The following is a 13461-nucleotide window of genomic DNA, read 5'->3' as shown; positions in this document are numbered from 1 at the left end:
GGCGATGCCGCCGACATTGGCCGGATTTCGCAGAGAGCCGCCAATGTCATTCGAGTAAGGCCATCGCTCAAGCAACACCACAAATGGCTGCGGCCAAACGCGGCCATTTTTTATTGGTCGAAGCAAGCGCCTCAGACCTGTTTCTTGGAAGCCGAGGCGTCAGGACGCCGCGATGTTTTTGGCCGCAGCGAGGCCCGCCTTGGGCACAACTGCCCCCCTCATAAACGTCCGATCATGTGCTACCCTTCACTGTCCCGCTTCCGTGGGACAGATGTATTTTTAATCTATTTTTCAGGAGGGGAATGCCATGCGAACTCACGTATTACCCCTATTGATCGTCATCTCCGTGCCCTCTGCGTTTGCAGCCGAAGTGCCCAAGGAGGGCAACTACGACTACACCGCGTGCTGGTCCGGCACGAACAACATGATCAACTTCTCCAAGACCCACACCGCAGCAAGTTACGAAATGACGGGTGCTATCCGCAGCACGACACCCGGCGGCATGTTTGACAAGCATACCTTCCGCTGCGTCGGAATGACTGCTTCGCTCGACGGCAAGAACACCGGATCCACGGTGTGCGAGGCCATTGATGCAGATGGCGACAAGCGCTTGTCATCCTTTACTATCGGGAGCGACGGCAAGGTCACCCGCGAGAATGTCGTCGGCACTGGAAAATACGAAGGCATGGTTGCAAGCGGCACGGTCCAGCCACTCGGGCCCTTTCCGGTCATCAAGGTCGGAACATTTCAGGACTGCAATCACCAAACCGGCACCTACAAGCTGAAGTAAGGTACCAGCACCGGAATGCCGCCGTTCAAACGGCGGCATTCCCACCACTGCATGACCAAGCCCGCGCATCTGCCCCGCTACCAGAGATCGCGATAGTTCGCGAACCTTCGCAGGGTCTTGTCGTAGCGGGCCGGCACGATCCAGGGCAGCAGCAGCTTGAAGATCACGTTGGGAAGCGGAGAACGAAGCCGCACATAGAGGTCGAGCGGATCGAGATCGTGCCGCATCCGGAATTTCGGCTCGTAGCTGAGACCCGTGCTTCGCAGCCACTTGTAGCCGTTGGCCATCGCCCAGTTCATCATGTCGCGAATGGTGTAGTAGTAGAGATGGAGGTCGAGGGCGACGGCATAGTCCAGCCCGACATACTCCCAGAACAGACTGTCGTCCTCGAGCATGCAGAGGCTGAAGGCGACCGCCTTGCCGCCCCGGCGCCAGATGAAGAAGCGGACCTTGTCCTTCATGTCGCTGCCCAGCCGGCGCAGATAGTCGGCTGTCAGCTTCTCGAAACGGAATTTCGAACGATCGAAGACCTGCAAATAGAGCGGATGGATCTCGTCGACGGCATCGCTTGCGTCATCGGTGACGCTGAGGGCTATGGTTTCGCCGTCGGTTGCCTTGAATTTCCTGCGCAGCTGCCAGCGCGCGGACCGTGACAGCGCGCTTTGCATGTAGCCGTCGAAATCGTCGTGCTCGATGTTGAGCGCCGTCATCGGCATGCTCGGCGCGCGGGCGAAGCCGCGCCGCATGAAGCACTCCAGCGCCGGCCGGTAGCGCGCAGGGAATTCCTTCAGGACAATGAGCTGCGCCCGGCACGACTTTGCGAGATCGACGATCTCGCGGCAAAGAATCTCCGCGATCTCGCCAGGCGGCACCGTGTCTGATCCGGCGAGATGTCCTTCTCCGGCGAAGCACCCAACCATCAAGGTGCGCATCTTGAGGAATCCGGGAACGACGCGTCGGATGCGCGCCAGCAGCGGCTGCCATCCCGCGCCAAGTCCTTCGAGAATATCCTGCTCGAGAAGAAAAAACGGCTGCACCGCCTGGATGCAGTCTGCCCGATCGATGATCGCAACGTACCGGTACTCGACGCCGTCGCGGAGCGTATCCTCCACGATCTCGAAATAGCGGTGATCCTTGCGCAGGTCGGCGAAGGTGGCAGCCCAAGCGGGGCAACCCTCGATCTCGCCGCGCGTCAGTATCTTCACGTAAAACCGCGCTGAAGCAGCGGCCGCGTCGACTACACTTGTTGTACCAACCAGGCTGACTGCGTCTGACGCCACGCATTGCTCCGGATGATGCTAAATTTTTCAAATATGGTCTGAATGTAACCGATTTTTTCGGAAGTTTCTGCGCCATCCGCGCAACAGGCCATTGTTTTCCACGATGACGAGAAGGCGGCGGGGACCGTGCGTCGGATCAACCACCCTCGCCTTCACCCCCCTCATGCCCCGGCACGTACTCCAGAATGTCTCCCGGCCGGCAGTCCAGCTCGCGGCAGATCGCCGACAGCGTCGAGAAGCGCATCGCCTTCGCCTTGCCGGTCTTCAGGATCGACAGGTTCTGGATCGAGATGCCGATCGCGTCCGCGAGGTCTCCGAGGCGGCGCTTGCGCTTTGCGAGCATGACATCGAGGTTCACCACGATGGGCACGAGCATCACCCTCAGATCGTCAGGTCGTTTTCGGACTGCAACAGGATGGCGTGATCGAGCACGAATTTCAGTGCCATCAGGAAAACGCCGCCTGCGATCGTGCCGACGTCGACGTTGTAGCTCGGCAGAAAGAATTTGATGTCGCCGGTTCGATACAAGACATAGAGCACCGCATTGGTCGTGATCGTATCGACGAACGGCCAGACCACCAAAAAGATCCCCATCCACCAGACACCCTGTAACGTCTCGGACACGAAGATCCGCCCGTTGGCGAATCGGTTGACCATGCGATGAAGGATGCCGATCAGCACGGCGTAAAACGATACCCCAAGCGCGAACAGCGACCAGAACAGCATCTTGCCCAAGGTCGACATCGTGAGCGGGTTGGCGACGATGCTGGCGCACTTGGCCTGCTCGCCGATCAGACTTTCAGCGATCGCGGCCGAGGCGGTGGTGGTGCGGTAATAGGCCAGCCACAGCACGACCGGCAATGCGGCCCAGATCACCCAGAACGCCCGATCGAGCCGGCGAAACCAAAGCTGGCGCTGCTCACGAACCGATCTCACCATCACATCCATCCAAAATTTTTTTTGCCGAACCAGGCCGTTACGGCCGCGCCGCATCATGCTGCGGTAATGTTGTTGACTCAACCTTAAACGTGATTTATTTCATGTTTATCATGAAATTTTTCATGAAGAAGGTGGATGATGACGGTACTCCCAGACCAAGACGGCCTTCGTAGGGCCCTGAAGCAGTTGATCCGCGCGCACCTGACGCGCCGCCTGATCGTAGCCGCGTTCCACATCCCGCTGCTTGGCAGCGCCGCGGATGCCGCCAAAGCCACCGACAAGGCCAGCGATCCGGCCGGCGTCTGGCTGACCCAATCCGGCGACGCCAGGATCAAGGTCAACCGCTGCGGCAACGCGCTGTGCGGCCGCGTCGTCTGGCTGAAGGAGCCGATCGACAAGACCACCGGCAAGCCGCAGCGCGACGACAAGAACGCCGATCCCGCGCAGCGGACGCGGCCGGTGATGGGCATCTCGCTCTTCATCAACATGCAGCCCGCGGGCCCCAACAAATGGGCCGGCCGGATCTACAACGCCGATGACGGCAAGACCTATGAGAGCTCGGTGACGCTGGTTTCGGCCGGCACGCTGAACGTGCGCGGCTGCATGGGAACGCTGTGCGCGGGGGAAGACTGGACGCGGTGAAGGGATCTGGCCCCGACCCTTCTCCGGCCAAGAAGAAAAGCAAACCCGTTAACTCAAGGCCGCCCCATTTGGGCGGCCTTCTTTATGACGGCCGTGCCCTGCCGACCCGGCCGCCCTCCCGTCTAAGCACAGGGATTCCCGGGCCTGGTGAACGCGCCGATCGACCGGAGGGCCGCGACCGGTCCGGGACCCGGCTTCAGGGCTTACCCGTGACCTGGGATACCAATCCGCCCATTTTGCTGCATTGCACAGTCGCCTATGCTGCTATGCAAACAAACGCGTTGTATCTGGCATCTGGTATACATAGTTTGGCTGCAGATGATGAGCCGGCCCGTTGCTGGCCCTCTAGTGAAAGGGGACCCCAATGTCCAAGACCACCGCATTCGCGCTCGCGCCCTCCTCCACCCTGCTCGGCCGCCTGCTGGCCTCGATCGACCGCCTGCTGATGAAGAGCGCGGAGATCTCCAACCGCAATGGCGACCTGCCGCGCGTCGGCCTCTAAGGCACAACGATTCCGGAGGCACTCGCCGGGACTGCTTCGGGCGCAAGATGCGACTGACGCTAAACCTTCGACCAATGGCCCCGATTTTTCGGGGCCATTTTTTTGCGCGCTGAACCAGCGTGCGCGCACATGCGAGACTTCTGCGGCATAAGCGCACGCAGACCCTGCGACAGCTTGAACCTTGGCATATCGGATACCAAGATGATCGCGCGCGCGCGCCAAAATCAGAATGACGACAAAGCGCGCACTGGGAGGATTAATGTCGGACATGGTTCAGGCAACTGCGGCCCCCGGGGCCGCACGGGTCAGCGATACCTATCGCTGGACGCAACTCGCGATCGGCGTCGCCGCGATGGTGATGATCGCAAATTATCAGTACGGATGGACGTTCTTCGTCCCCGACATCCAGAAGAAGTTTGGATGGGATCGCGCGTCGATCCAGTGGGCCTTTACGCTCTTTGTATTGTTCGAGACCTGGCTGGTGCCGGTCGAAGGTTGGTTCGTCGACAAATACGGTCCGCGCCTCGTCGTGCTGATCGGCGGCATCCTCTGTGCGGTCGGGTGGGCGATCAACGCGCACGCGACCTCGCTGAACGGCTACTATCTCGGCATGATCATCGCGGGCATCGGCGCCGGCGGCGTCTACGGCACTTGCGTCGGCAATGCGCTGAAATGGTTTCCCGACAAGCGCGGACTTGCCGCGGGCATCACCGCAGCCGGCTTCGGCGCGGGATCGGCACTCACGGTTGCGCCGATCCAGGCCATGATCAAGGATTCCGGTTTCCAGACCACCTTCCTCCATTTCGGTCTCGGCCAGGGCATCATCATCGTGCTGCTCGCCTTCTTCCTGCTCTCACCGAAGGCGGGACAGGTCCCGGCCGTCGTGGCCAATGCCAACATCATCCAGACCCGACGCAACTATCAGCCGACCGAAGTGCTGCGGCAGCCGATCTTCTGGCTGATGTACTTCATGTTCGTGATCGTCGGCGCCGGCGGCCTGATGGTGACGGCGAACCTGAAGCCGATCGCGGTCGACTGGAAAGTCGACAGCGTGCCGGTCACGCTGATGGCGGTGACGATGACGGCCGTGACCTTCGCGGCCACAATCGACCGCGTCCTCAACGGTCTGACGCGTCCGTTCTTCGGCTGGATATCCGACATGATCGGCCGCGAGAACACGATGTTCATCGCCTTCGGCATGGAAGGCTTCGGCATCTGGATGCTGTACCTCTGGGGCCACGATCCGGTGTGGTTCGTGCTGCTGTCGGGCTTCGTGTTCTTCGCCTGGGGCGAGATCTATTCGCTGTTCCCCTCGACCTGCACCGACACGTTCGGCGCCAAGTTCGCAACGACGAATGCGGGCCTGCTCTACACCGCGAAGGGCACCGCCGCGCTCCTGGTGCCGATCGCCAACTACATGCAGCAGTCGTCGGGCCATTGGGACAACGTGTTCATCATCGCAGCCGGCGCCAACATCCTCGCCTCGCTGCTCGCGATCGCCGTGCTCAAACCGTGGCGCAAAATCGTGGTCGCGAAATCGGCGCCGGCGTAAGCAAGTCGCCTCTCTCGCTGACGAAAACGCCCGGCCAAACTCCGGGCGTTTTTCATTTTCCGGCATCCACCACGAACCCGGATCGACCCGAAGCATGCCAGATTTGCTGCGACGCAGCAGAAGATCGGCTTGCTTTCTGGAATATAGTATACCAAGCTCCACTGAAGCGCTTGCGACGATACGCCACAATAATTGCGACACTGGGTCTCACGAAGACCAAGGCGCGCTCGGGAGGATTTGATGGTTTCCAGCAATACTGCCGTCACACAAGCTCAACCTTCGTCCAGTGGCTTCCGCTGGCTGCAGCTCGTCATGGGCATCGTCTGCATGGCGATGATCGCGAACCTGCAATACGGCTGGACGCTGTTCGTCGATCCGATCGACGGCGCGCATCACTGGGGCCGCGCGTCAATCCAGTTCGCCTTCACGATCTTCGTCGTGACCGAGACCTGGCTGGTGCCGGTGGAGGCCTGGTTCGTCGACAAATACGGTCCGCGGATCGTCATCATGTTCGGCGGCGTCATGATCGCGCTCGCCTGGGTGCTGAACTCCTACGCCGATTCACTCACCGTGCTCTATGCCGCGGCTGTTGTCGGCGGCATCGGCGCCGGCTCGGTATACGGCACCTGTGTCGGCAATGCGCTGAAATGGTTTCCCGATCGCCGCGGCCTCGCCGCCGGCGCAACTGCCGCCGGCTTCGGCGCGGGTGCTGCGATCACCGTGGTGCCGATCGCCAACATGATCGCCTCGAGCGGCTATCAGACCGCGTTCTTCGATTTCGGCATCGGGCAAGGCCTGATCGTGTTCCTGCTCGCCTTCTTCATCCAGAAACCCACGGTGACGCTCCCGCCAAAGAAGAAGCAGCTCAATCTCCCGCAGACCAAGATCGACTTCACCCCGCCGCAGGTGCTGCGCAGCCCGATCTTCTGGGTGATGTATCTGGTGTTCGTGATGGTCGCCTCCGGTGGCCTGATGGCGGCGGCGCAGATCGCGCCGATCGCGCACGACTACAAGATCGCGACGACGCCGGTCTCGCTCGCCGGCTTCCAGATGGCCGCGCTGACCTTCGCGATCTCGCTCGACCGCATCTTCGACGGGTTCGGACGGCCGTTCTTCGGCTGGGTCTCCGATAATATCGGCCGCGAGCACACCATGTTCATCGCGTTCGGCACCGGCGCGCTGATGCTGCTGACGCTGTCGACCTGGGGCCACAATCCGCTGGTGTTCGTGCTGGCGACCGCGGTCTATTTCGGCGTGTTCGGCGAGATCTACTCGCTGTTCCCGGCGACCAGCGGCGATACCTTCGGCTCGAAGTTCGCGACCACCAACAACGGCATGCTCTACACGGCGAAGGGCACCGCTGCGCTATTGGTGCCGGCCGCCAGCATCGTCGCCGCCAGCTATGGCTGGCAGGCGGTGTTCGTGATCGCGGTCGCCCTCAATGCCACCGCGGCGCTGATGGCGCTGTTCGTGATCAAGCCGATGCGCCGCGCCTTCATCCACGGCAACGAGGCTGCCGCCGCCGAGACCGCGCCGGGCGCCAAGACAGCCTGATAAGCAAGACAGCCTGATAAGACAGCCTGATCCCGATATCTTGATGCTGAATCCAAAGAGGCGCACTTCGGTGCGCCTCCTTCTTTTTGTCGCACACAGGCATACCAGATACCAATGCGCAGCAGATGGTCGATCTAGCCTACCCTCAAGTTCGCTCACAATCGTCCGAAACGTCAGCAAACCTGCCTATTTAAGCTGTTTCCCGGTGGTAAATTTCCATGACGGCCCGTTGACAATTGGTATTTTGTATACCAGACTCGACTTATCGATGACCCCAAGGAGGTTGCCATGCAAGTCGGAGATATCCTGCGCAAGAAGACCCCTCGCGTCGCAACTGTTCGCATGAACGAGACGGTGGCGATCGCCGCGCAACTGATGCGTGCCAGCAATATCAGCGCGCTCGTGGTCAAGGACGTCGTTCGCACCGAGGGCAACACCTGCGCCGGCATGTTCACCGAGCGCGACGTGGTGCGCGCGATCGCCGAACACGGTGCAGCCGGCGCCAGCATGAAGGTGTCGCAGTTCGTCTCGGTACAGCAGCTGGTGTCGTGCACATCGAGCGACACACTCGAGCACATCCGCCATCTCATGACCAAGCACCACATTCGGCATGTGCCCGTGATCGACGACTACAGCCTGATCGGCGTCGTCAGCATGCGCGACATCGCGGCCGCGTTCGACGAGGAGACCTCCGCGTTGAACAAGCACGCCGTGCCGGCGTAACACGCAGCTCGATATCCGTTACGCTCTCAGCCAGGCGCTGCGTGCTCGATCAGCAGCGCCTGAGCAATTGACAGAAACTGTCTTCCCCGCCCTCGCCTGACCGCCGCGCCCCGTCATTTCCGCATGGGCGCGCCGCAGGTCGCTGGTAGACATTTGCCTGACCGGACGGCATCCTTCTCCTCGACATCCCATAACAACACCGTGCGCTGCCGTCCGCGACACGGAAAATCCTGATGGAAACGAGGGCAGAATGATCAAGACACGCTTCACCGAAATGTTCGGCGTCGACCACCCGATCGTGCAGGGCGGCATGCAATGGGTCGGCCGCGCGGAGCTCGTTGCCGCCGTCGCCAATGCCGGCGCGCTCGGCATGATCACCGCGTTGACGCAGCCGACGCCGGATGATCTGCGCAAGGAAATTGCGCGCTGCCGCGAGCTGACCGACAAGCCGTTCGGCGTCAACCTGACCATCCTGCCCGCGATCAAGCCGCCGCCCTATGCCGAGTATCGCCAGGCCATCATCGAGAGCGGCATCAAGATCGTCGAGACCGCCGGCAACAAGCCGCAGGAACATGTCGACGAGTTCAAGAAGCACGGCGTCAAGGTGCTGCACAAATGCACCAGCGTCCGCCACGCGCTCTCCGCCGAGCGGATGGGCGCCGACGCGATCTCGATCGACGGCTTCGAATGTGCCGGACATCCCGGCGAGGACGACACCCCGGGCCTGATCCTGATTCCGGCCGCCGCCGACAAGGTGAAGATCCCGATGATCGCCTCGGGCGGCTTCGGCGATGCCCGCGGCCTGGTCGCCGCGCTCGCGCTCGGTGCCGAAGGCATCAACATGGGCACGCGCTTCATGTGCACCAAGGAAAGCCCGATCCATCAGCTCGTGAAGGAACGCATCGTCGCCAATGACGAGCGCGAGACCGAGCTGATCTTCCGCACCATGCGCAACACGTCTCGCGTCGCCAAGAACGTGATCTCGACCAAGGTCGTGCAGATGGAGAAGGAAGGCGCCAAGTTCGAGGACGTCCGCGAACTGGTTGCCGGCGCCCGCGGCAAGATGGTCTACGCAACCGGTGATGCCGACGAAGGCATCTGGTCGGCCGGTCAGGTGCAGGGCCTGATCCACGACATTCCGTCCTGCGCCGAACTCATCTCGCGCATCGTCGGCGAGGCGGAAGCGATCATCCACGAACGGCTGGAACGCATGACGGCCGGCGCCAAGCGCCAGGCCGCGGAATAAGCGGGCGGGAGCAAAGACCGTTATCCGTCACCCTGAGGTGCTCGCGAAGCGAGCCTCGAAGGGCGACGGCCACCGATGGGACCGTTCATCCTTCGAGGGCCGCTGAAGGAGCGGCCACGTCAGGATGACGGAAGTCAGAGTCACCTCGCGTCAGACGACACAAACGAGAAGAAGCCCATGAAAGCCTACGTATACGGCGCCAACGGACCTGAGATCGCCGACGTCGCGAAGCCCACACCGAAGGGCGCGCAAGTGCTGGTCAAGGTTCACGCCTGCGGCCTGAACCGCGCCGATCTCGGCATGACCAAGGGCCACGTCCACGGCGCAGCCGGCGGCGTCGGCACCGTGCTCGGCATGGAATGGGCCGGCGAGGTCGCCGAGCTCGGTCCCGATGCCAAGGGCGTCAAGGTCGGCGACAAGATCATGGGCTCCGGCGGCGCGGCGTTCGCCGAGTACACGCTGGCCGATCACGGCAGGCTGTTTCGCAGCCCATCGAACATGAACTTCGACGAAGCCGCTACGCTTCCCGTCGCGCTCGCCACCATGCACAACGCCGTCGTCACCAATGGCGCGCTGCAGCCGGGCCAGACCGTGCTGATCCAGGGCGCGAGCTCCGGCGTCGGCCTGATGGCGATGCAGATCGCAAAACTGAAGGGCGCAAAACTCGTGGTGGGCTCCTCGACCGACGCGATGCGCCGCGGCCGGCTGAAGGAGTTCGGCGCCGATCTCGCGGTGGATTCCAAGGATCCCGGCTGGGTCGATCAGGTGCTGCAGGCGACCAATGGTGAAGGCGTCGACCTGATCGTCGATCAGGTCTCAGGGCCAGTTGCAAACCAGAACCTGAAGGCGACCAAGGTCAAAGGCCGCATCGTCAATGTCGGCCGGCTCGGCGGCACCCATGGCGATTTCAACTTCGACCTGCATGCCGCGCGCCGCATCCAGTATATCGGCGTCACCTTCCGCACCCGCTCGATCGAGGAAATCAGAGAGATCTTCGACGAGGTGCGCAAGGACATCTGGCCCGCGGTTGAAGCGCGCAAGCTGCAACTGCCGATCGACCAGGTCTACAAATTCGTCGACATCGGCAAGGCGTTCGAACACATGGAAGCGAACAAGCACCTCGGCAAGATCGTCGTGACGCTGTAGCGTGCGTAGGGCGGATGAGGGCGGCGTAATCCGCCCTCCTCTTTCGCGTGCGACGTTCAGCCGACCGGTCCGGGACTCCAATAGTCCCCCGCAAGTGGGCTCACCTTTACGTCGGGAATGACTCCGAGCTCGAGGCTTGGGTCGAAATAGCGCATCGTTCGCTCATTGAGGTCGATGATGCGGCCAGGCCTGAGTGGCCCCACATCATTGATCTTGACGATGACCTTCTTGCCGACAGCCTCGACCAGCGCATATTTCGGCCTCGCGCCGAATTCGACCCCTCCGAACTTCCGACGCAGACTTGTCTTGATGGCAGCCGCCCAGACCGAGCGATCATAGCGCTCGCCGGAGGCTGTGCTCGGACCGCCCTCTTCCTTGCCGGGCCTAAATGGATTGTACATGGACGCCGCGCCAACGATCGCATCTCCACAGGCAGCATTGACGACGTCGCTTGAATGAACGGTACCGATTTCACTTCCAGTAGCGGGGCCAAAAATGGCGAGCGCAACCACGGCGCCGCAAACTGCGGCGCTCGAGCCGAACAGCATCATAACTCCTTGACTGATTTTTTTGATCGTTCGGTTCCCGACTCCGCAAACATGGTCGCGAACGTGGAGACGTTACGCGGGCCAATTCTTTCGCGGATTCGTGCCAATTCCGGCAACGGAACCATCGCGGGAACCTAGGCGGTCCCACACAGTGTTTTTAATTCTCGCCCGACTAAGACAGAGATTGCGTCAGCAACATGACTGAACAAAACTTCTTCGGCAGCGAGTCAACAGTGCCTCCACGTCACTTTCCGCACCCGCTCGATTGAGGCGATCCACGCAATCTTCGACGAGGTGCGCGGGTGGCCACCCCTCCTCACGCTCGACTCGGTCTTACCTGTGTAATGGCGACGCCGGAGATCGCGAGCAGCCCACCGACGACTAGCTTCGGCGTCACGCGGTCACCAAGAAACAACACGCTCGAGATCAAGGCGAACACAGGAATCAGCAAGCCGAAGGGGGCGATGCGGTCCATCGAGCATCGCGCGATCAACCAGAACCAGAGGCCGAACCCGACAATCCCGCCGATGAAGATGGTGTAGGCGAGCGCCAGCCAGCCGCGTCCATCCGCCGTGACAAGGCTCGCCGCTTGTCCATACTCGAGCAGCAACGACATCAGCATCACCTGCGGCACGGTGAGCAGCGACGACCACCCCATCAACATCAGCGGATCAAACGGGCCATAGCGTTTGGTCAGGACGTTGGACACGGCGAATGCGAAGGCTGCTCCGATCACAAGCAGCAGCGGCAAGGCGTTCGCCGACGGGCCGGGCTCCGCTGTCAGCACCACGCCGGCGAACGCAAGCACCACGCCGGCAGATGTGGCGAGCGACGGCCGCTCCGCGAGCAGCGGCCAGGCCAGCAGCACGGTGAAGGGCGGCGCGAGTTGATAGGCGATGGCCGACATGCTTCCCGAGCCGAGCCGGAGGCCGACATAAAACAACCCGAAGTTCAGCCCGCCGAGAAAGAGCGAGATGATGGCGATCGGGCCGAATTGTTGGCGCGTCGGCGTTTTGACGAACGGGACAAGCAGCAGCGCCATCGCCAAAAAACGCAGCGCGAGGAAGAACAGCGGCGGAAATTCCGTCACGCCCACTTTAATGACCACGAACTGATAACCCCAGAGCAAGGGAACGGCCAACGCGCAGACGATCTGGATGGCAGACATGGCATCCTTCCTTTCAAGACCGATCGGTCCATATGTCGAGACGCCAGCCGCCGAACCGTCCAAACAAAGACGTCCTAACCTCACTTATCTGATGAAGCGGTCGAGCAGCGCGTCAGCGGTGGCTTGCGACGTGGTCTGTGTCGACGCAGTCTTGGCGACCACGCGCAGCCCTTCGACGAAACAGACCAGAATTCGAGCGGCGCTTGCAGGCTCGACGCCATCGGCCAATTTTCCCGCGGCCTCCGCCCGGGAGAATGCGTCTGCCATCCTGGCCTCCATGGCCCTGAAAAAGCCCGCGGCGCGACGGTTGACTTCAGCATCCTGGCCGGCCAGTTCCATCGCTGTCGCCACCAACAGGCATCCGCGCCGGCCATTGGCACCGCGCGTCCGCTCCACGTAGCCAGCGAGGTAAGCGCGCAGGCCGTCAACGGGCGCTCGGCGGGGATCGAGTTCGACGTCGATCCGGGCCAGGGCATCGGCAATGTAGCGATCGAGCGCGCGCAGGAACAGCGAATGCTTGTCGCCGAAAGCGGCATAAAGGCTGCCGCGCGAGAGCTTCGTCGCACGAAGCAGGTCCGGCAGCGCGGTAGCATGATAGCCGCGCGACCAGAACACATTCATCGCGCGCTCGACGGCGGCTTCCACGTCGAAGCTTCGCGGGCGGCCACGGGGCGACTGTACTGCGGTTTGGTGGCTCATCGTCGATATATAGACCGATTGGTCCTTAATTCGCAAGAGGCTGTCCACGGTAGTCCGCAGGATGGATTTCGCTTCGCTCTACCCATCCTGCGATGCACGTTATCGTGACGATGACTGTTGCCGGTTCGACACGACGGGCAACTCAGCAAAACGCGTCAATCCTTCGTCACAAAAATAATTCGCTTTATCGGAAATGTAACTCGGTGTATGGTCTGGCCGTCTCATCCGATCGAGGGGCGCTTCGCGATCGTCACGGGTGTTGGGTGAGATGCGGTGGCCGCCGCGTGTGTGACGGACGAGCATGCACGAGGCGGACGGTGAAGTCGTGTGGTCCTGACGCCCCAGTGGCAGGTGTCTTCCTGCAAAGCAGACGCTATGCAGGGACGGTGACAAGCAAGCCCGGTCTCGCCGGGGAGAGCACGAAGTAAGCCGTCAACCCATCGCGCAGGGAATGCCGGAGTGTTTCCGCTGAACCTGTATGCTCGTGTGCGTTTTCGTTTCCACTTTTGCACACGAGACCGCGGGTGCAGCGCGCACCCGGCATTCCCTGCGCCCTCTTCCGAGGGCGAACGAATTTGCAAAGCTCGGGCGAAACGCGCCGCGAGAAGGCGGATGTATGGTTGGGTTGGCAGGTCGCGCAACACATCCAGTGTCGTCCTGGCGAAAGCCAGG

14 protein-coding genes are annotated in these 13461 nt (G+C 61.7%); 8 read left to right on the top strand and 6 right to left on the bottom strand.

The window, feature by feature from the left end:
• The first annotated feature begins 307 nt into the window (after nucleotides 1-307).
• A complete protein-coding gene (locus H8A92_RS02410; RefSeq protein WP_229194271.1) occupies nucleotides 308-790 on the top strand; it encodes a hypothetical protein in 483 nt (160 codons plus the stop codon).
• Between the two features lie 77 nt (nucleotides 791-867).
• On the opposite strand, the gene H8A92_RS02405 is transcribed toward H8A92_RS02410, so the two are convergent.
• From H8A92_RS02405 to H8A92_RS02395, 3 genes are all read right to left on the bottom strand, one after another.
• Entirely contained in the window at nucleotides 868-1995 is a 1128-nt protein-coding gene (locus H8A92_RS02405; protein WP_229194270.1) for a GNAT family N-acetyltransferase, read from the bottom strand.
• 211 nt (nucleotides 1996-2206) lie between these two features.
• Nucleotides 2207-2440 (bottom strand): helix-turn-helix domain-containing protein, encoded by a 234-nt coding sequence (locus H8A92_RS02400; RefSeq protein WP_338026493.1) that lies wholly within the window; start codon nucleotides 2438-2440, stop codon nucleotides 2207-2209.
• Between the two features lie 11 nt (nucleotides 2441-2451).
• On the bottom strand, nucleotides 2452-3006 hold the full coding sequence (locus H8A92_RS02395) for a DUF2975 domain-containing protein (protein ID WP_163160249.1): 555 nt from the start codon (nucleotides 3004-3006) through the stop codon (nucleotides 2452-2454).
• A 138-nt stretch (nucleotides 3007-3144) separates the two neighbouring features.
• On the opposite strand from H8A92_RS02395, the gene H8A92_RS02390 reads away from it, so the two are divergent.
• The 7 genes from H8A92_RS02390 to H8A92_RS02360 all read left to right on the top strand — a co-directional run bounded on the left by H8A92_RS02390 (nucleotide 3145) and on the right by H8A92_RS02360 (nucleotide 10374).
• Nucleotides 3145-3651: a DUF2147 domain-containing protein gene (locus H8A92_RS02390; protein WP_229194268.1), complete on the top strand. Its 507-nt coding sequence runs from the start codon at nucleotides 3145-3147 to the stop codon at nucleotides 3649-3651.
• 364 nt (nucleotides 3652-4015) lie between these two features.
• Nucleotides 4016-4153: a hypothetical protein gene (locus H8A92_RS02385; RefSeq protein WP_229181634.1), complete on the top strand. Its 138-nt coding sequence runs from the start codon at nucleotides 4016-4018 to the stop codon at nucleotides 4151-4153.
• Between the two features lie 259 nt (nucleotides 4154-4412).
• Nucleotides 4413-5705, top strand: a complete 1293-nt coding sequence (gene oxlT / locus H8A92_RS02380; RefSeq protein ID WP_229194267.1) for an oxalate/formate MFS antiporter — start codon at nucleotides 4413-4415, stop codon at nucleotides 5703-5705.
• Nucleotides 5706-5945: 240 nt separating this feature from the next.
• A complete protein-coding gene (gene oxlT / locus H8A92_RS02375) occupies nucleotides 5946-7259 on the top strand; it encodes an oxalate/formate MFS antiporter (protein ID WP_229194266.1) in 1314 nt (437 codons plus the stop codon).
• Nucleotides 7260-7547: 288 nt separating this feature from the next.
• Nucleotides 7548-7982 (top strand): CBS domain-containing protein, encoded by a 435-nt coding sequence (locus H8A92_RS02370; protein WP_229194265.1) that lies wholly within the window; start codon nucleotides 7548-7550, stop codon nucleotides 7980-7982.
• Nucleotides 7983-8232: 250 nt separating this feature from the next.
• Complete coding sequence (locus H8A92_RS02365) at nucleotides 8233-9228, top strand: NAD(P)H-dependent flavin oxidoreductase (RefSeq protein ID WP_229194264.1); 996 nt, start codon at nucleotides 8233-8235, stop codon at nucleotides 9226-9228.
• Nucleotides 9229-9405: 177 nt separating this feature from the next.
• Nucleotides 9406-10374 carry a zinc-binding dehydrogenase gene (locus H8A92_RS02360; RefSeq protein ID WP_229194263.1) on the top strand — a complete coding sequence of 323 codons (969 nt, stop codon included), beginning with the start codon at nucleotides 9406-9408 and terminating at the stop codon, nucleotides 10372-10374.
• A 56-nt stretch (nucleotides 10375-10430) separates the two neighbouring features.
• Here H8A92_RS02360 and H8A92_RS02355 read toward each other — a convergent pair whose 3' ends face one another.
• The 3 genes from H8A92_RS02355 to H8A92_RS02345 form a co-directional block, all read right to left on the bottom strand.
• Nucleotides 10431-10925, bottom strand: a complete 495-nt coding sequence (locus H8A92_RS02355; protein WP_229194262.1) for a septal ring lytic transglycosylase RlpA family protein — start codon at nucleotides 10923-10925, stop codon at nucleotides 10431-10433.
• Nucleotides 10926-11238: 313 nt separating this feature from the next.
• The gene (locus H8A92_RS02350; protein WP_229194261.1) at nucleotides 11239-12090 is read right to left on the bottom strand and encodes a DMT family transporter; all 852 of its coding nucleotides are present in this window, start codon (nucleotides 12088-12090) and stop codon (nucleotides 11239-11241) included.
• Between the two features lie 84 nt (nucleotides 12091-12174).
• Nucleotides 12175-12789: a TetR/AcrR family transcriptional regulator gene (locus H8A92_RS02345; RefSeq protein WP_229194260.1), complete on the bottom strand. Its 615-nt coding sequence runs from the start codon at nucleotides 12787-12789 to the stop codon at nucleotides 12175-12177.
• Nucleotides 12790-13461 lie beyond the last annotated feature (672 nt).

The sequence above is a fragment of the Bradyrhizobium acaciae genome (genome assembly GCF_020889785.1).
GTDB classification, from domain to species: domain Bacteria; phylum Pseudomonadota; class Alphaproteobacteria; order Rhizobiales; family Xanthobacteraceae; genus Bradyrhizobium; species Bradyrhizobium acaciae.
Note: the sequence above shows the minus strand (reverse complement) of the source record. Positions and strands in the feature narration are given on the sequence as shown.

Coding starts and splice junctions, on each gene's coding strand:
- H8A92_RS02410 (WP_229194271.1), top strand. CDS start 308: ATGCGAACTCACGTATTACCCCTATTGATCGTCATCTCCGTGCCCTCT.
- H8A92_RS02390 (WP_229194268.1), top strand. CDS start 3,145: ATGATGACGGTACTCCCAGACCAAGACGGCCTTCGTAGGGCCCTGAAG.
- H8A92_RS02385 (WP_229181634.1), top strand. CDS start 4,016: ATGTCCAAGACCACCGCATTCGCGCTCGCGCCCTCCTCCACCCTGCTC.
- oxlT (WP_229194267.1), top strand. CDS start 4,413: ATGTCGGACATGGTTCAGGCAACTGCGGCCCCCGGGGCCGCACGGGTC.
- oxlT (WP_229194266.1), top strand. CDS start 5,946: ATGGTTTCCAGCAATACTGCCGTCACACAAGCTCAACCTTCGTCCAGT.
- H8A92_RS02370 (WP_229194265.1), top strand. CDS start 7,548: ATGCAAGTCGGAGATATCCTGCGCAAGAAGACCCCTCGCGTCGCAACT.
- H8A92_RS02365 (WP_229194264.1), top strand. CDS start 8,233: ATGATCAAGACACGCTTCACCGAAATGTTCGGCGTCGACCACCCGATC.
- H8A92_RS02360 (WP_229194263.1), top strand. CDS start 9,406: ATGAAAGCCTACGTATACGGCGCCAACGGACCTGAGATCGCCGACGTC.
- H8A92_RS02355 (WP_229194262.1), bottom strand. CDS start 10,925: ATGATGCTGTTCGGCTCGAGCGCCGCAGTTTGCGGCGCCGTGGTTGCG.
- H8A92_RS02350 (WP_229194261.1), bottom strand. CDS start 12,090: ATGTCTGCCATCCAGATCGTCTGCGCGTTGGCCGTTCCCTTGCTCTGG.
- H8A92_RS02345 (WP_229194260.1), bottom strand. CDS start 12,789: ATGAGCCACCAAACCGCAGTACAGTCGCCCCGTGGCCGCCCGCGAAGC.